This is a genomic window from Segatella copri (assembly GCF_002224675.1).
In the GTDB taxonomy this organism is placed as follows: domain Bacteria; phylum Bacteroidota; class Bacteroidia; order Bacteroidales; family Bacteroidaceae; genus Prevotella; species Prevotella copri_U.
Genome location: NZ_NMPZ01000041.1, coordinates 1 through 19,252 on the forward strand (window position 1 = coordinate 1; position 19,252 = coordinate 19,252).

Below are 19,252 nucleotides of genomic sequence, written 5' to 3' on the forward strand. Positions count from 1 at the left end.
TTCCCAAGTGGTGGGCAGGTTGGATACGCGTTACTCACCCGTGCGCCGGTCGACGCCTAGAAAAAGCAAGCTTTCTCTATCGTTTCCCCTCGACTTGCATGTGTTAAGCCTGTAGCTAGCGTTCATCCTGAGCCAGGATCAAACTCTCCATTGTAAAATATCATTTTTACTTCTTTTCCTCCGAAGAAGAAAATCGGTGTTTGTTGTCTGTACTTAGGACGAATATCCTTTTCGTTTATTGAAGCTTAGTAAACCTGACTTGTCAATTACTTGACGGTTCGTTTCTTTTACCCAGTCAACTTTCTTATTTCTAAGAAGTTAACCGCTTCTTGTACTACTTGTCTGTTTATGTAAAATCTTTCAAAGAACTCTTTCTTATATTGCTAAGAGAAGTGATTTCTCAAAAGCGAGTGCAAAAGTACTAACATTTTGCGAAACCACCAAATTTTCGGAGAGAAAAGTTTCAAAAACTGCTATTATTTAACAGTCTTAAACACTTTCACGCCTTAAATCGCCTATTTTCGCCCAAAATCGCCGTTTTTAAGCCATCTGGGTGTGTAGGCACACATCCTAGCTTATTTCACCCAGATTCGGCGGGTCAAACGAAGTTCTACTACAGGATAAACCTTAAAGCTCTTCAAGAGCTTCACATAGTCGCCTACCTTACCCGGTACGTTCTTCACATCCTTTGCCAAATCCACGCCTGGTTCTGTGGTAACATGCTTCACTGCCTCTGTGTAATCCTCGTTAGCTGTAAAGGTGACCTTCTGGATATCGTTGGTCATGATCTTTGGAGTACCACCCCAGAACAAGACACCGGCATCGAAGGAAACATAATAATCATCGCTATTCTTGAAAAGCTTGCCACCATAACCGAAACCTAAGTAAGGCTTGAAGTTGTTTACCTTGATGGTAGCAGATACGTTATTATTAGCATCCGGTTCCAGACGGAATGGAGTACCATCCTTGCGCTCGCCCAAGGTTACACCCATTCTGCCATAACTCATAAACTTATCATAGAGCTCCTTGTCAGCTACCAACGGCTGATCACCTACAGAGATATAAGGTACAAAGTTCTCATAAGAGTTCTTCACACGCTCATAGAGGTTGTTGTACATACTCACTGCTACCAGAGAGGTTCCATCATAGACTGCATTCTCAGCCTTGGCAACCTGTGAAGGTCCCCAATAGAAACCGGTAGTAAAGTGCCAGTTCTTGTTGCGGAAAGGATGAACATCTACGAGTAACTTGAAGTTGTTCATGGTTGGAGTACCTACCATATCGATGCTATTCCCTACTCTGGTACCGGTATATTCCTCCAGCATGTCAGCGAGGCGATTGAACTTCTCTGCCTGCACCTGCTCACTCTCCTTCTCATCACCCACCTGCACCGCAAAGTTCATGGTAGCATGCACACGGGGAGTAAAGGAGAAACCCGTACGAACCTGAAAGACATCATTCAGTGGCACAGCCACATCCACACCGACACCGGTTGTACCCACCGTCACGGAAGCGTCAATACTCTTGGTGTACACCTTGCCAGGGATGCAAGGCTCACTAAATGTCTGGGCAAACATACCCATCGTTGGCAGCAGCGCTGCTGCCAATGCAATCACATATTTTCTCATAAATTTTTGATTTTCATTAAAAAACGGTGCAAAGTTACGCAAAAAGCCCCAAACTCACAAGAGTTTAGGGCTTTTTATTTATTTAATAACGACTTTCTTGCCATTTATGATGTAAATTCCCTGATGCAAGTCGCTGATAGAAGTTGCATTCTTCTTAATCTGCACACCTTCAAGAGTATATACATTATATAATGAGGCAGGCTTCACGGTGATGTCCTTGATGCCTGTAGCATACTGCTCGGCGGTAACCATCTTCATCTCTGATGGAGCAGAAGAAGAAACGGAGAGATACCAGCTGTTGGCTGGGATTGCCAAAATACTCACCTTATTTCCATTACCAGCATCCTGATCAATATTCACAGAAGTGAGCGCATCCTCCGAAGTAGTCATAGCAATATAGCCATAAGAGTTGGCTGAGAATGCTCGCATACTGGAAGCATCAAATTTCACAGAGTTGTAATGACCAGACAACCTATTACCAATACAGAAGTAAACACCCTTCACCTGGACAGCCAAATCAGATGGCACAGCTGCATCGCTTACAACTGGTGTTACCTGATTCTTGCTGACATCTGTAGAAGCACACTCAATCAACACTGGGGTCTTTGCAGGAATGGTACCTGTCAACTCCTTGATGATAACCACACCTTCCGATTCGATGACCTTAGTTACATAGTATGCCTTCATACCAGCGCCCAACGTATAAGGATAACCGGCAAAGACGGCTGCGTAATGCTTATCACCAACTGTTACGGTTGGCTTTACACCAATGTAGTTATCAGATGTATTGATAGGCGTAATATTCCAAGTACTGTAAGTACCCGTAGTAGTTACATAGCTCACCGCCTTGCTTGATTTCTTATCGGTAAGCGTGATACGCTGACCACTATCCTGCTGCCAAGCCTTGTAATAATTGCCAACCGGAGAGAGGTAGATGTAATACTTGATAATACCATAAAGGCTGGTACCCTGACCAACCACATTAAAGCTTTCTCCGCTGATATGATCCAGATAGAACACGCTTCCCGGGTCATGCGAGATGTCCTCCCAGATAGAGCTGGTAGCCATAGCGCCACAATCCGCACTGGTAGAAGCGAAGTTGACTCCTCTACTATGATCATCGGAAAGCGACATATATCTACCGGTAGAAACATTCTTCACACGGTAGTAGCCAGCACCACTCAACTGAGCCTGAGCACCGAGCATGGTAGCACAACCCAAGAGGAGCAGAAACAATCTTTTTTTCATTCTAATACTGTTTAGTTACAAAAAAATAACCGGTCTCCAAAGCTTACATAGTAAGAATGAAGATCGGTTATAATATTTAATGAACTATTTAATTCTATATAGAGCTAAATTACTTAGCAATACAGATTGTAACACGGTTCATATCGTTCTCCTCGAAAGGCTGAACGCGGCAACCCTTAGACTCCTTGATCATGCGGCTCTTGGCAACACCCTTAGCTGCGAGTGTGTTGTAAACAGTCTGAGCACGGCGAGCAGCAATCTTATCGTTGAATGCAGCAGAACCTGTACCCTTATCTGCATAACCAGTCAAAGTGATCTTAGCATCTGGGTTCTCCTTCATGTACTCTACGATCTCAGCGATCTTAGTAGTCTGAGACTTAGCGATGTTTGTGTTACCGATTGGGAAGAAGATATCACGACGGAAGTTCTCCTCAACTACCTTAGACTCAACCTTAGGAGCTGGAGCAGGAGCTGGCTTCTCGATGATACGCTCGATGATCTTCTCTACTGGCTTTGGAGCAGGGATTACCTTAGTGGTATGAGTCTCACCAAGAGCAACCTTTACACCTACCAATGCGTTGAAGTACCAGTCTGGGTTACCAGCCTTCTTTGAATTGTACTTGTCGCTCAATGTGTTAGCAGAAAGCTCAACGCCCAACTTAACGCGATCGCTTACGCGGAAGTCAACGTTAGCACCTACACGTGCAACGAAGCGAGTCTTTGTACCGTCCCAAAGGTTCTCCAATGGAGTAGCACCGTACTTCAAAGCTTCTGTAGCAGCTTCACTCTTCAAGATAGCAGCCTTAGCATCAGCAGCCTCGTCATTACCCCAAGCGATGTTAGCACCGATACCACCGAATACGCCAACCTCAACCAAACGGTCTGGGTTGTACTCGCAGAAGAGGTTTGTGAGGTTGAATGTAGCGTCAACCATAGGAGCTACATAGTTCCACTTCCACTTGTAAACGTTGCCAGCCACGTTCTGACCAGCCTTGCTCTGCCATGCATTCAAAGAAAGACGAGCACCTACAACCTTATTGAAGTTATAACCTACGCCTACCTGAGCATTTGGAGACAACAACTTACCGAAACCGATCTCACCCAATGTGTACTGGCCACCAATCTGAGCCTGTGCATACCAATGTGGAGTGAAGACATTTACAGTCTTATCTGCTTCCTGAGCTGACGCACTAACGCAACTCAAAGCAACAACACCTGACAGTATTACTTTATTTAATTTCATAATCTTTAATCTAATTATTTTAAAATATTGTTTTTAAGATTTGGCTAGCGGCAAGCAAGCTTGCCACCAACGATTTTTTTCTTAAATTACTCTACAACAACGTTAAATGTCTTCTCAACCTCAACACCTGAGTAGTCAATAGCCTTGTAATGGATAATGTACTCACCACTCTTCTTAGCATTGAAGATTACCTTGTTGATTGAACCATTGAATGGCTTAGCAGCAGATGTAGTACCATCAGTCAATGTTACTTCAGCACCATCTTTATTCTCGTCCTTGACAGCCTCTACAGAGATAGACTTCTTGTAAGCAGGAGCCAAGAGCTCAGCTGTCCAAGATGTAGCATAGAGAGTAGTAGCACCTGTACCTACGAAACGAGTACCGAGACGACCACCGATTGTGCTAAGAGTGTTAGGGTTGCCATTCTGATCAACATAAAGGATTGTTGGCTGCAACAACTTATTAGCGCTACCAATCTTAGAAGCAACCTTTGACAACAATGGGTTAACCTTAGCGATTACATTCTCCCACTTAGCATTAACATTGCTGAGAACATTCTTAATTGGCTGCAACTTACCTGCAATCTGCTTGTTTGCAGAAGCAAGGAGATCTGCAATAGTACTATCCTTTGTCTTAATAACAAAAACAAACTCAGCAGCAGAACCACCAGTAGAAATAAATTTCTTCTCAACAGTAGCATTCTTGATTCTATACAACTCGCCATCAATTAACTGACCATTATTAAGATCAGTTCCCTGACCATAGATTACAACATCATTGCCATCCTGCTGACAGAACAAACCGTTTGGTGTAATAACAGAATATGTATAGAACTCATCAGCCTTATCATAAGAAATCTCAACATTGAGAGCGTCGATAACCTTGTCCAACTTGCTTGACAAAGAAGGCAAACGGAAGTTCTCAACAGCCCAATCTGAAAGCTTGTCAAGAGTAGCATTGTCCTTCAAGAAGTTGAAAGAAACTGGCTTAACAGCAACAGCAGCGATATCATAGTCGCTAACAGCATGCTTAATAGTCTTATGAAGCTCAAGATTCTGTGTATCTGGATTATACAAGTAATACTCAGCCTTAACACCGTATGCTGTCAATACTGGGATATTCTTATACAAAGCAGAAGCAATCTTGCTCAAATCCAAATCATTCTCCTTTGGATTTCTCAACTCATTAAGTACATTCTTAGCTGCAGCAGCCAAAGCACCCTTATCGAATTCAACGCCATCGTTCTGAGGATCAGAAGCAATAACAGGAACCTGATAGAAGCCATTAGCAGAAACAGAAGCTGCCTTTGTACCAAAAGTCAATACCTTATCAGTATTCTCGATAGAACCCAGTTCGAAGCCCTTAGCAGGCTCACCCTGGCTGTTTACCAACTCTACCTTAACCAAAGAAGGATCAATCTCTGTTGGGTTCAAAGATACATAGAGGTAACCAGCATTACCGCCCTTACCGAGCACCTGATTTGGTTCTATCACTTCACCCCACTCATCGGTACCCTCTGCAGCAACACCATAGAAAGAAGAAGCCAACTTCAAATTCAAACCGGTGAATGAAGCATTCCAATAACCAGTTACAGGATTCTCTGTTGCATTAACAGTAATACCATCAAGTTTCTGCTCAAGCAAAATATTGAGTGCATTACTCAAGCTACCAGAAACTGAATCAAGACGATGATCCAAAGCGTCTGTAATCTTCTTAGCAGCGATAGAATCTGTCAAACGCAATCTCTCAAGAGCAGAGACACGTGCATCAACTCCATCAACCTGACCCTTAAGATTCTTGTAAGCCTGAGAACCCTGGATAGCAGCATTGACACGAGCAGTATCAGCAAAAACACCATCCTTGATAACGTTCATATTTGCCTGGATACGAGCATCAATAGCAGATGCCAAATCAGGGTTGGTCTCCTTCAACTCGCCCAACCACTTGTTCAATTCGGTCAGTTTTGCGATCTGAGAAACGCTAGTGTCGTAAGCACTGTCGCTTTCGTGATCTGTACAAGATACGAAAGTGCTAGCTCCACCCACCAAGAGGGCAGAGAAGAGCAAAATACTAGTTAATTGTCTTTTCATTTTTTATAAAAAATTTAATTAAACTTATGTTGTCTAACTCATTATATATTTTAGAAAGGTCAAGCTCGACGAAGTAGCCAGTGTATGTTGTTGACTTAGGTCTTGCCGTCACTCTCCTACTTTAAACATTCTTAGTTTCCTATTTTATCGTTACCAATTTGTATATACCGCTGCAAAGGTAAAGCTTTTTTTTGAATTAGAAAGTTTTCGCCCTATTATTTTTAGCAAAATGCCTTAAATTTTAAATATTTTAAGTTTTCTCCCCTCTTTTCTCACTTTTTTTTCCTCCATTTTACTACAATGATAACGTTTGCACGAAAATATCCTTGTCAATCAGTTTGACCTACATCAATTACCCAAACAAGAAGACACTTCAGTTGTCTAATAAATAAAGAAAGAAAAGAAGAGGAAAAGAAAGAGAGACTCGATGACACTTATGACACTTATGACACTTGTTTTCTAAAAAAATCCTACGCGCGCGGGCGAGCAGGAAAAATTTCTCCAATCAGCCTCCCGCCCGCCTACGCGAGAGATTTTTTAAGAAAATGCTGTCATCGGTGTCATTCTGTCATTCCGGGACAAGTCGCCTTAGCACCATAAGTATCTTACTTAGACCTCGTAAGCAAGTCACTTAGCACCCGTAAGTAAGTCACTTAGACCTCGTAAGCAAGTCACTTAGCACCCGTAAGCAAGTCACTTAGCCACCGCAAGTAAGTCACTTACCGAGCACAAAAAAGGGAGGCTTACCTCGTCACAAGGTTTACCTCCCAACACTTATAGTTAAAAATAACCGAATATTACTTGTTCAGGAACTTATCTACCTGAGCAGCAATCTTTCTACCGCTTGCCATCGCACGAACCACCAGAGAAGCTCCACTGGCTGCATCACCAGCTACGAATACATTCTCGGCAAACTCAGGCTGCTGTGGCTTTAGGAAGCCCATTGCCAGGAATACTGCCTCTGCCTTGATGATCTCAGGCTCACCTGCCTCTACCATCAATGGGCGACCGCCCTCTGGGTTTGGCTTCCAGTCGATAGGCTGAACCTTCACACCTGTCAGCTTACCGTTCTTTCCCAGGAACTCCAGAGAGTTGATGTTCCAGCGACGGGTACAACCTTCCTCATGACTGGAGGTAGTCTTCAGGGTGCGAGGCCAGTTTGGCCAAGGATTCTTAGGATCCTCAGGACCTTCCACTGGCTTAGGCATGATTTCAATCTGGGTTACGCTCTTGCAACCCTGGCGATGAGCGGTACCGATACAGTCGGAACCCGTATCACCACCACCGATGACCAATACATCCTTTCCCTTGCAGGTGACACGCTCATCCTTGGAGAACTCCATGCCAGCCAACACTCTGTTTTGCTGAGAGAGGAGTTCGAGGGCGAAATAGACACCCTTCAACTCACGTCCAGGAATCTTCAAGTCACGAGCGGTCGGAGTACCCGTAGATACCACGTAGGCATCGAAGCCTTCTGGCAACTGAGTGACATCTATCTTCTGATTATATTTGAACTCGATGCCTTCTTCCTCCAAGAGACGGAGACGGCGGTCGATGATAATCTTGTTGAGCTTGAAGTTTGGAATACCATATCTCAACAAACCACCTGCGTTCTCACGAGCCTCGAATACAGTTACCTTATATCCCTTATGATTCAGCTGGTTGGCAGCTACCAATCCCGCAGGACCGGCACCGATGACAGCCACCGTCTTGCCATTGCGCTCAGGCAACTCTACATGCACATAATCCTCTTGGAAGGCGTGCTCCACAATGGCGCACTCATCCTCACGGTTGGTGGTAGGTTCGTGGTCCATCAAGTTGAGGACACAAGCCTTCTCGCAGAGTGCAGGACAGATACGACCTGTAAACTCAGGGAAGTCGTTGGTGCTGTTGAGCAAGCGGTAAGCCAGCTCCCAGTCGCCCTTGTAGAGGGCATCGTTCCACTCCGGTGCCTTGTTGCCCAGCGGACAAGCCCAGTGGCAGAAAGGCACACCACAGTCCATACAACGGCTCGCCTGCTGACGGCGGTCGTTACTATTCAATGTTTGTTCTACCTCGCCAAAGTCGAGGATTCTATCGTGAATTGGTCTATAACCTGCTTCCTTGCGAGGTATAGTCAAAAATGCTTTTGGATTTCCCATCTTTTTTCTAATTTTAAAATTAGTAATCGCGCTGCATATCCGCAATCTTCTGCTGCAACTTCTTTACCTGCTCCTCCTGGAGAACTCGCTTGTACTCGATTGGCACTACCTGGATGAAATCCTCTACGTAGTGGTTCCAGTCGTCGAGCATGGTACGGGCAAGCTTACTGCCTGTATAGAGATAATGCTGACGGATCAGCTCGTGCAACTCCTTGCGATAGGTGCTGTCCTCCACGAGGTTGATCTCCACCATATCCATATTACAGAAGTAATCGAAGTTGTGGTTCTTATCCCATACATAGGCAACACCACCACTCATACCAGCGGCGAAGTTACGGCCGGTTTCACCGAGCACTACTACTCTACCGCCCGTCATATACTCGCAGCAGTGGTCGCCAGCACCCTCAATCACGGCGATGGCACCGGAGTTACGAACACCGAAGCGCTCGCCTACCTTACCATTGATATACAACTCACCACTTGTGGCACCATACAGACCGGTGTTACCGGCGATGATGTTATCCTCGGCAGAGAAGTTGCTGCGAATAGGAGGAAGGATGGAAATACGACCTCCTGAAAGTCCCTTTGCGAAATAGTCATTGGTTTCACCCTCGAGCTTGAAATCTACTCCCTTTACCAGGAAGGCACCGAAGCTCTGACCTGCAGAACCCTTGAACTTCACGTTCACGGTCTTGTCTGGAAGACCAGCCTCACCATATTTCTTGGCAATCATACCGCTCAGCATCACACCGGCAGCACGGTCGGTATTCTTGATGGCGAAGTCGAGGTTCACCTCTTCCTGGTTCTCGATGGCACGCTGGGCACCACGGATAATCTGCTGGTCGAGTACATTGTCGAGGTCATGAATCTGCTCGGTCGTATGATAGAGCGAGCAATGACCTGTCTCACGATGCAGCAAGCGAGAGAAGTCGAGCAAGTCTGCCTTCTCCTTGATGCTCTCAGCCACCTCTGGCTCTACGGCATCAGCACCCTCGACAGGAACAATCTCCTCATCCTTCTTGCGGACGATGAGCTCGGTATGACCGATGATATCGTTCAATGAGGTGTAACCCATCTCAGCCAGATACTCACGAACCTCCTCGGCGAGGAAGCGGAAGTAGTTGATGAGGTACTTGTAGCTGCCACGGAAGTGCGCACGGAGCTTAGGATCCTGTGTGGCAACACCCATAGGACAGGTATTCAGGTTACACTTACGCATCATGACACAACCCAAAACGATGAGGGCGGCAGTACCGAAACTGAATTCCTCAGCACCAAGCAGAGCCATCAGGATGATGTCGCGACCGCTCTTCAACTGACCATCCACCTGCAGGCGAACCTGTCCGCGAAGACCATTCTTCACCAGTGTCTGCTGGGTTTCAGAAAGTCCGATTTCAGGAGAGATACCTGCGAAACGCATGCTGGATGCAGGGCTGGCACCTGTACCACCCTCAGCACCAGAGATAACGATGAGGTCTGCCTTCGCCTTAGCCACACCGGCAGCGATGGTACCCACACCACTCTCAGCTACCAACTTCACGGAGATAGCCGCCTTAGGGTTCACATTCTTGAGGTCGAAGATGAGCTGAGCCAAATCCTCGATACTGTAGATATCGTGATGAGGTGGAGGAGAAATCAGGCTGATGCCAGGGATAGAGTGACGGGTCTTGGCGATGACCTCGTTGACCTTGAAGCCAGGCAACTGACCACCCTCACCCGGTTTAGCACCCTGTGCCACCTTGATCTGGATTTCCTCTGCATTTACCAAATATTCTGTAGTCACACCGAATCGACCGGAAGCCACCTGCTTGGTCTTGCTGGAGAGGCTGATGCCATCCTGTGTAGAATGGAAACGCTCGTTATCCTCACCACCTTCACCGGTATTGCTTCGAGCACCGAGGGCGTTCATGGCGAGTGCCATTGCCTCGTGAGCCTCCTTGGAGAGGGCACCGAAACTCATCGCACCGGTAACGAAGTGCTTGACGATTTCCTCTACCGGCTCTACCTTGTCGATAGAGATAGGGTTCTTGCGGAAGCTGAAGAAGTCGCGGATGAAGATAGGCTCCTGTTTATCGTCAACGAGATGTGTATATTTCTTGAAGAGATCATAATCGCCCTTGCGGGTTGCGAGCTGCAGGGTGGCGATGGTCTCTGGGTTCCAAGCGTGCTTGATACCGTCCTTGCGGTAGTGGAACTGTCCCATGCTAGGCAGGAAGTCGAGCTTCTTGGTCTCGAATGCCTTGTCGTGCAGGCGGATGGCATCACGGGCGATGGTCTCGAGTCCGATACCGCCGATGGTGCTCACCTCTGTTCCGAAGTAGCTCTTCAGGAGGCTCTCGCTCAAACCGATGCTCTCGAAGATCTTGGCACCACGGTAACTACGGATGGTAGAGATACCCATCTTAGCCATAATCTTGAACAAGCCCTTCTTCACAGCCTTGATGTAGTTCTGCTCGGCTGTATGGTAATCCTCCTGAATCTTTCCCTTCTTGACCAGGTCGTCGAGGATGGCGTATGTCAAGTATGGACAGAGGGCTGATGCACCGTAACCCAGCAACAGGGCTGCATGCATTACCTCACGAATCTCACCGCTCTCAACGATGAGGGCTGTCTGCACACGCTTGCCGGCATCAATCAGATAATGATGTACGGCGCTTACGGCGAGCAATGATGGGATGGCGGCATGGGTCTCATCCACGCCACGGTCGCTCAAAATGATGTAGTTGTAACCGTCATCCACGCTCTGTGCTGCCTGCTTGCAGAGCTCATCCAAAGCCTCATGCAGTCCTTCTTCGCCCTTGGCGGTTTCGAAGAGCATGTGGAGCTTGACGGTATTGAATCCCTTGTAGCGGATATTCTGAAGGATATCCAGCTGGGTATTGGTCAGGATAGGATGTGGCAAGCGAACCATCTTGCAGTTGCTCTCGTCCGGGTTCAGAATGCCGGAACCTACTCTACCGATATACTCGGTAAGACTCATCACGAGGTTCTCACGGATGGAGTCGATGGCAGGGTTGGTAACCTGTGCAAACTGCTGACGGAAGTAGTTGAAGAAAATCTGTGGCTGGTCTGAGAGTACGGCAAGCGGAGTATCATTACCCATAGAAGCTGTAGGTTCCTGACCCTTGGTAGCCATTGGGATGATGGTACCGTCGATGTCTTCCTCGCCAAAACCAAACTCCAATTCCTTGCGAGTGAGGTTTTCCACAGCGTTTTCCACCTTACGTCCGCTGCGCAGCTTTTCCAGTTCAATACGGTTGGTGTTCAACCACTGGCGGTAAGGATGAGCCTCAGCCAGGCGCTCCTTGATTTCGCCATCATAGTAAATCTTGCCTTCCTGGGTATCAATCAGGAGAATCTTACCAGGCTGCAGACGGCCCTTCTCGGCAATCTCAGTTGGGTCGAAATCCATCACACCCACCTCAGAAGCCACAACCATCATATCGTTCTTGGTGATGGTGTAGCGTGCAGGGCGCAGACCATTTCTATCGAGCATACCACCGGCATAGCGGCCATCGCTGAAGAGCAGGGCGGCAGGACCATCCCATGGCTCCATCAGGATAGAGTGATACTCATAGAAAGCCTTCAGATCCTCAGAGATAGGATTCTTGTCGTTGAAGCTCTCTGGCACCATCACAGCCATGGCGTGAGGCAATGACAGACCGCTCATCACGAAGAACTCGAAGACATTATCGAGGCTGGCAGAGTCACTCATATCAGGCTGAACGATAGGAGAAATCTCACGGATATCGCCCAGAGCCTCACTGCTCAACACACTCTCACGAGCCTTCATCCAGGCACGGTTACCACGGATGGTGTTGATCTCACCATTGTGGGCAAGGAGACGGAATGGCTGAGCCAGACTCCATGTCGGGAAGGTGTTGGTAGAGAAGCGGGAGTGAACCAGAGCCAGACCGCTTGTAAAATAATTATTAGTCAAGTCAGGATAGTACTGACGCAGCTGAAGGCTGCTCAACATACCCTTATATACGATGTTCGAATTAGACAACGAACAGATATAGAAATCAGGGTCGCTGACACGTTTCTCGATGCGCTTGCGGATGAGATAGAGGATGCGCTCGAAGACAGGCACCTTATCATCTGTCACACCAGTAATGAACACCTGTTTGATGGCAGGTTCATTGCTCAATGCAGCCTCACCCAGACAGTCTGGATTGGTAGGTACATTGCGGAGATGCATCAACTGAAGTCCCTCACGTTCAATCTCTTCAATCATAATAGAGAGGATATCCTGCTGTTTCTTCTCATCCTTAGGCAAGAAGACAAGACCTGTACCATATTTTCCCTTTTCCGGTACAGGGATACCCTGAAGAAGAATAAACTCATGTGGAATCTGGAGCATGATACCGGCACCATCACCCGTCTTGTTATCGGCACCCTCAGCACCACGATGGCGCATATTCTCGAGGACCTTCAAGGCGTTATCGACCAGCTCATGACTCTTGTTACCGTGGATATTCACCACCATACCTACGCCACACGCATCGTGTTCATAGGCAGAACTGTACAATCCTTTTTCCATTTCTTGTTCGTTTTATATCGGTTATTTCTAACTATTTTATTATTGATATGCTTGTTCATGAACTCCCGCTACGGCTCTGCCGCTAGGGTCGTTCTGATTCTTGAAAGAGGCATCCCAGGCAAGGGCTTCGGCAGTAGAGCAGGCTACGCTTGGTACGCTAGGCACACTCTTGGCAGCGCTGTCGCTTGGGAAATGCTCGGCGAAGATAGAGCGATAATAATACTCTTCCTTGTTCTGAGGAGGATTGATAGGGAATCGCTCGGCAGCATGCGCCATCTGTTCATCGCTGACGGCTGATGCGGTAATCTGCTTCAGGGTGTCAATCCATGAATAGCCCACTCCATCGGAGAACTGCTCCTTCTGTCGCCATGCTACTTCTTCTGGAAGCAGATCGGCAAATGCCTCACGAACTACCTTCTTCTCGATGGTCTTGTCAGGACACATCTTCAATACCGGGTTCATACCCATCGCTACATCCAGAAACTCCTTGTCAAGGAAAGGCACACGGCCCTCGATGCCCCATGCAGCCAGACTCTTGTTGGCTCTCAGGCAATCGTAGAGATAGAGTTTGCCGAGCTTGCGCACGGTTTCCTCATGGAAAGCCTTGGCATCCGGTGCCTTGTGGAAGTAGAGATAACCTCCGAATACCTCATCAGCACCCTCGCCGGAAAGTACCATTTTGATACCCATGCTTCGGATGACTCTCGCCAGGAGATACATCGGGGTAGATGCACGGACGGTGGTAACATCATAGGTCTCGATGAAGTAGATGACATCACGGATGGCATCCAGACCTTCCTGAATGGTGTAGTTGATTTCGTGGTGCACGGTTCCGATGTGCTCGGCAACCAATCGTGCTTTTGCCAAATCAGGCGCGCCCTTCAAACCTACGGCAAAGGAGTGAAGTCGAGGCCAGTAAGCCTTGGTTTCGCCCCCATTCTCCACGCGGGTAGAAGAGAATTTTTCAGCTACGGCAGAGATGACGGAAGAATCGAGACCACCACTCAGCAATACGCCGTAAGGAACATCGCTCATCAGCTGGCGCTTGACGGATGCTTCGAGGGCATCATGGATTTCCTTTACCGCAGCCTTTTCCTGAGGTTCCGCATCCTTCAGCTGGGCTTCAGCCTTCTTCTTATCATCAATCTGATATTTCTTCTGCATGGCAGCGTATTCAAACCAATCACGGGTATAATAGCGCTTCATGCCAGGGTTCTTGCTATAGTAATAATGACCTGGAAGGAATGGCTCGTAATGGTCGCACTGGCCTTCCAGAGCCTTCAACTCGCTTGCCACCAGCACTTTTCCATCCTTATCATAACCAATATAAAGAGGAATTACGCCGATAGGGTCGCGAGCGATGAGGAATTCATCACGCTCGGCATCGTAAAGGGCGAAGGCAAAGATACCGTTCAGCTCTTCAAGCATCTTGGAGATACGGGCGTGGAGCGCATCCTCACCTTTATATATTAAGGTATCAAAGTCGGAATCTGCTCGCATCTCACGATAGAGAGAAAGAATCACCTCACAGTCGGAACCGGTCTGATACTGGTATTTGTCAGCAAAACGGGCACGGATATTCTGATGATTGTAAATCTCACCGTTTACGGCAAGCACCTGTTTTTTGTCTGGTGCAAACAAAGGTTGGCGACCACTTTCCGGGTCAACAATGCTCAGACGCTCATGTGCCAGGATAGCAGAACCACCACAGTAGATTCCGCTCCAGTCTGGTCCGCGATGGCGAATCTTCTGACTCATACGAAGCGCTTGCTGTCGCAATTCAGGAGTTTGCTCCTGAATATTGAAGATAGATACGATTCCACACATAATATCTTTTCCTTTCTTTTACGGTTATTTTTATCTCTTTTTACCTAAAACAAATAACATTTTGTTATGTTTCGGCTGCAAAATTACTACTTTTTGTCAACATACAAAAGATTTTCATTACCTTTTGTCTTAAGAAAAGGTAGATAATTACATATCAGCACGTATTAACACGTTTAAACTTTCATTTTGAAAGTACAAATAACATTATTTATTTCAAAATAACACAAAGAGAGAAAAACAAGATAAAAGCATTAATTCCGCTGAAATCCATACGCCCTGAAAGGGCAGAAGCTCCTAGCCCAGGGCATCGCCCTGGGTATTATAAACGGAAACCTGTCGCCCTGTAAGGGCAAAAGCTTTGAATTTGCTTCGTATTTTAAAGCTTTTGCCCTTACAGGGCGCATTGCACCAACCACTACACCCAGGGCGGTGCCCTGGGCTAGGAGCTTCTGCCCTTTCAGGGCGTATGGATAAACACCGTTAGGCGTTCCGGCGGATTTGAAATCCGCCGTCTAAAAAGGTTCGCCCCCCTGGGGGGATTTGCAATCCCCCATCAACACAATGAAAGTTTAGTTAAAAAATATATAGAATAGTGCCGTTTTTCCCAATTTTTTAGTATCTTTGCAACATTATTGTGTTTTATTACAAATAACCTAATTTATTCAATTATTCCGTAGATGTTACTATAGCATTATGAGAAAGAGAATTATAAATCTTTTAATGATGACCTGCGTATTAGCCGGCGGCTACTCTCAGGCATCGCTTGCTCAACAAGCAAAGTCGGGCAAGCTAACTCAGTTTGTCAACCCTCGAATCGGAACAGGTGGACATGGACACGTTTTCCTCGGAGCCAACGTTCCGTTCGGATATGTCCAGTTAGGTCCTACAGAACCATCCCGCGGATGGGACTGGTGCTCCGGCTATCATCATTCTGACTCCATCCTCATCGGTTTCGGACACCAGCACCTGAGCGGTACCGGTATCGGCGACCTGGGCGACGTGGCTTTCCTGCCCGTAGTAGATGGCAACCAGAAACAAATCAAGTTCAGTCACGACAACGAGAATGTACGCCCTGGATACTATGCAGTCAAACTGCAGCAGCCTAATGTATGGGTAGAGCTGACCGCTACCCAGCGTGCCGGTTTCCAGCGCTATACCTTTGGTGCTGATGCACAGCAGGCACAGTTGGTACTCGACCTGAAACAAGGTATCGGTTGGGATGCAGCCAAGGACTTCAATGTAGATAACACCACAGCTACCACCGTGGCTGGTCACCGTTTCTCAAAGGGATGGGCGAACGACCAGAAGGCATTCTTCTTCGCAGAATTCTCTCAGCCTGTTACCGTGAAGCCACTGGGCACCGGCAGATGGCTGATTACCGCTGCTGATGTCACCAAGCCATTGTTGGTAAAGACCGGTATGTCCGCTGTGAGCGCAGAGAATGCCAAGCAGAACCTGGAGAAAGAGATTCCGGGCTGGGATTTCCGTCAGGTAGTAGCTGATGCAGATGCTGCCTGGAACAAGGAATTGGCTAAGGTGAACATCGAGACCAGCGATTCTACCTCCCGCCGCATCTTCTACACAGCCATGTATCATACCATGACCGCTCCATCTGTCTTCTCAGATGTCAACGGTCAGTACCGCGGTGCCGACGGCAAGGTCTATGACGGCAACTTCACCAATTATACCACCTTGTCACTCTGGGACACCTATCGTGCAGCTCATCCATTGATGACCATGATCCATACCGACATGTTGCCAGATATGGCTAGCACCTTCATCAACATCTATCGCCAGCAGGGCAAGTTGCCAGTATGGCATCTGATGGGTAACGAAACCAACTGTATGGTGGGCAACCCTGGCATTCCTGTTCTTGCCGATATGGTACTGAAGGGCTATGTAAAGGATAAGGAAGGAGCCTACGAGGCTATGAAGAAGTCGGCTATGCTCGATGAGCGTGGCATAGGCTTGCTCAAGAAGCACGGTTATCTGCCATACGACAAGGAGCCTACCAAGGAAACCGTTGCCAAGGGCTTGGAATATGCGCTGGCTGATGCCTGCGTGGCAAAGGTGGCTCGCATGCTGGGCAAGAAGGAAGATGCCAAGTACTTCGAGAACAGATCAAAGGCTTACAGCAAGTACTTCGACAAGGAGACCGGCTTTATGCGCGGTCTGAGTTCTGACGGCAAGTTCCGCGTTCCTTTCAACCCATTCTCTGCCGAGCATCGTGAAGATGACTATACCGAGGGAAATGCATGGCAATATACCTGGCTGGTGCCTCATGATGTTCACGGACTCGTGAAGCTCTTCGGCAATGAAAAGAAGTTCGTGACCAAACTCGACTCTCTCTTCATCGTTACCGGTGAAATGGGTGCCAATGCTTCTCCTGACATCTCTGGTCTGATTGGTCAGTATGCTCATGGCAACGAGCCTAGCCATCATGTTCTCTATATGTACAACTATGTAGGTCAGCCTTGGAAGGCTGCCCGTCTGCTCAGACAGACCCTGGACGAGATGTACAAGGATGACTTCGACGGTTTGAGCGGCAACGAAGACGTAGGCCAGATGTCAGCATGGTATGTGCTTTCTTCCGTAGGTCTCTATCAGGTAGAGCCAGCTGGCGGCAAGTACGTCATCGGCAGCCCTATCTTCGACAAGGCAGAACTGAACGTGGGCAAGGGCAAGACCTTCAACATCGTCTGCAAGAACAACAGCAAGGAAAACATGTACGTACAGTCTGTGAAGTTGAACGGCAAACCATACAGCAAGTCATACATCATGTACAACGACATCATGAAGGGTGGCACCCTCGAACTGCAGATGGGCAACCAGCCATCAAAGTGGGGAACCCGTCCTGCCGACCGTCCATAAGAATCAAGCACTAACCAACAAAAATATAAATAATGAGAAAGACTATTTTAACATTGGCTCTTCTTGCCTCCATGAGCGCTATGGCTCAGGAGAATGCTGAGGTAGATGTGCATGCACGCTATACCAAGGTGGTAACCCCTGTGAATGGCAAATATGAGTCAAAGCGTCCTCCTGTAGAGGACCGCCTCTTCACTTCTACAGCTGTAGAGAAGAAGATCAAGGAAGTACAGAAAATCCTGAAGAAGAATCCAAAGCTGGCGTGGATGTTTGCCAACTGCTATCCTAACACCCTGGAGAGCACCGTTCACTACCGTGTGCTCGAAAATGGTGATGATGATACATTCGTATATACCGGTGATATTCCAGCCATGTGGCTCCGCGACTCCGGTGCCCAGGTATGGCCTTACGTAGCCCTCGCCAACAAGGACGAAAAGTTGAAGAAGATGCTGAAGGGTGTGATTCTCCGCCAGTTGAAGTGCATCAACATCGACCGCTACGCCAATGCCTTCAATGACGGTCCTACCGGTGCCGGCTGGCAGAAAGACCGCACCAAGATGCAGCCGGATGTATTCGAGCGCAAATATGAGATCGACTCCTTCTGCTACCCTATCCGTCTGGCTTACGAATACTGGAAGGTGACAGGCGATGACTCTATTTTCGGCGAGGTATGGATGAAGGCTATCGAGAATATCCTGAAGACCTTCCACGAGCAGCAGCGCAAGGTGACAGCCAAGGCTTATCACTTTACCCGTGTTTCTGACCGTGCCTTCGATACCATCGGTTGGGACGGCTTCGGTGCTCCGGTAAAACCAGTTGGACTGATTGCTTCTATGTTCCGTCCTTCTGATGATGCCACCATCCTTCCATTCCTGATTCCATCCAACTTCATGGCAGTTTCTTCCATGAACAAGGCAGCAGAAATCTTGAAGCACGTGGCAGAGAAGGATGCGGCAAAGAAAGATGCAGCCTTGAAGATTGCGCAGGATTGCAGCAGTCTTGCCGATGAGGTACATACTGCTCTGCAGAAGTATGCTATCTACAACCATCCTAAGTATGGCAAGATCTATGCTTACGAGGTAGATGGTTTCGGCAACCAGCTCCTGATGGACGATTCCAACGTTCCTTCTCTCCTGGGTATGGGCTATATGGGTGATGTTCCTATGAACGACCCTATCTACCAGAACACCCGCCGTTTCGTTTGGAGTGAGGACAATCCTTGCTTCTTCCGTGGCAAGGCTGGCGAAGGTATCGGTGGTCCACACATCGGTTACGACATGCCTTGGCCTATGTCTATCATGATGAAGTGCTTCACCGCACAGAGCGATGACGAGATCCGCTTCTGCATGAAGATGCTGTTGAATACGGATGCCAGCATGGGATTCATCCATGAGTCTTTCCACAAGGACGATGCTTCTAAATACACCCGTCCTTGGTTCGCATGGCAGAACACCCTCTTCGGAGAGTTGGTCATCAAGCTGATCAATGATGGCAAGGCAGACTTGCTGAACAACCTGTAATATATAGAGAAAGAGGGGTTATCATAAGTCATATCCAATACACCCTGAAAGGGCAGAAGCTCCTAGCCCAGGGCAACGCCCTGGGTTTTAGAACAACACAAAAAGTCGCCCTGAAAGGGCAAAAGCTTTGAAATTGAAAGCTTT

General features: G+C 47.6%; 9 protein-coding genes and 1 rRNA gene. 2 read left to right on the forward strand and 8 right to left on the reverse strand.

Features of this window, described 5'->3' with window-relative positions; translation table 11 throughout:
- The 8 genes from CFT61_RS15660 to asnB form a co-directional block, all read right to left on the reverse strand.
- A 16S ribosomal RNA gene (locus CFT61_RS15660) occupies positions 1 to 154 on the reverse strand; the annotation flags it as partial.
- A 421-nt stretch (positions 155 to 575) separates the two neighbouring features.
- A complete protein-coding gene (locus CFT61_RS15665) occupies positions 576 to 1,628 on the reverse strand; it encodes a hypothetical protein (RefSeq protein ID WP_089545334.1) in 1,053 nt (350 codons plus the stop codon).
- Positions 1,629 to 1,706: 78 nt separating this feature from the next.
- Entirely contained in the window at positions 1,707 to 2,876 is a 1,170-nt protein-coding gene (locus tag CFT61_RS15670; protein WP_089545335.1) for a hypothetical protein, read from the reverse strand.
- Positions 2,877 to 2,985: 109 nt separating this feature from the next.
- Positions 2,986 to 4,119 (reverse strand): OmpA family protein, encoded by a 1,134-nt coding sequence (locus CFT61_RS15675; protein ID WP_089545336.1) that lies wholly within the window; start codon positions 4,117 to 4,119, stop codon positions 2,986 to 2,988.
- A gap of 86 nt (positions 4,120 to 4,205) precedes the next feature.
- Positions 4,206 to 6,209: a hypothetical protein gene (locus CFT61_RS15680; protein WP_142990661.1), complete on the reverse strand. Its 2,004-nt coding sequence runs from the start codon at positions 6,207 to 6,209 to the stop codon at positions 4,206 to 4,208.
- 797 nt (positions 6,210 to 7,006) lie between these two features.
- A complete protein-coding gene (locus CFT61_RS15685; RefSeq protein ID WP_089545338.1) occupies positions 7,007 to 8,350 on the reverse strand; it encodes a glutamate synthase subunit beta in 1,344 nt (447 codons plus the stop codon).
- Positions 8,351 to 8,369: 19 nt separating this feature from the next.
- A complete protein-coding gene (gltB, locus tag CFT61_RS15690) occupies positions 8,370 to 12,893 on the reverse strand; it encodes a glutamate synthase large subunit (RefSeq protein ID WP_089545339.1) in 4,524 nt (1,507 codons plus the stop codon).
- 39 nt (positions 12,894 to 12,932) lie between these two features.
- On the reverse strand, positions 12,933 to 14,720 hold the full coding sequence (gene asnB / locus CFT61_RS15695; protein ID WP_089545340.1) for an asparagine synthase B: 1,788 nt from the start codon (positions 14,718 to 14,720) through the stop codon (positions 12,933 to 12,935).
- A gap of 693 nt (positions 14,721 to 15,413) precedes the next feature.
- On the opposite strand from asnB, the gene CFT61_RS15700 reads away from it, so the two are divergent.
- Positions 15,414 to 17,591: a GH92 family glycosyl hydrolase gene (locus CFT61_RS15700; protein WP_089545341.1), complete on the forward strand. Its 2,178-nt coding sequence runs from the start codon at positions 15,414 to 15,416 to the stop codon at positions 17,589 to 17,591.
- Positions 17,592 to 17,623: 32 nt separating this feature from the next.
- Positions 17,624 to 19,108, forward strand: coding sequence for a glycoside hydrolase family 125 protein (locus CFT61_RS15705; RefSeq protein ID WP_089545342.1), 1,485 nt, complete (start codon positions 17,624 to 17,626; stop codon positions 19,106 to 19,108).
- The last annotated feature ends 144 nt before the right edge of the window (positions 19,109 to 19,252 follow it).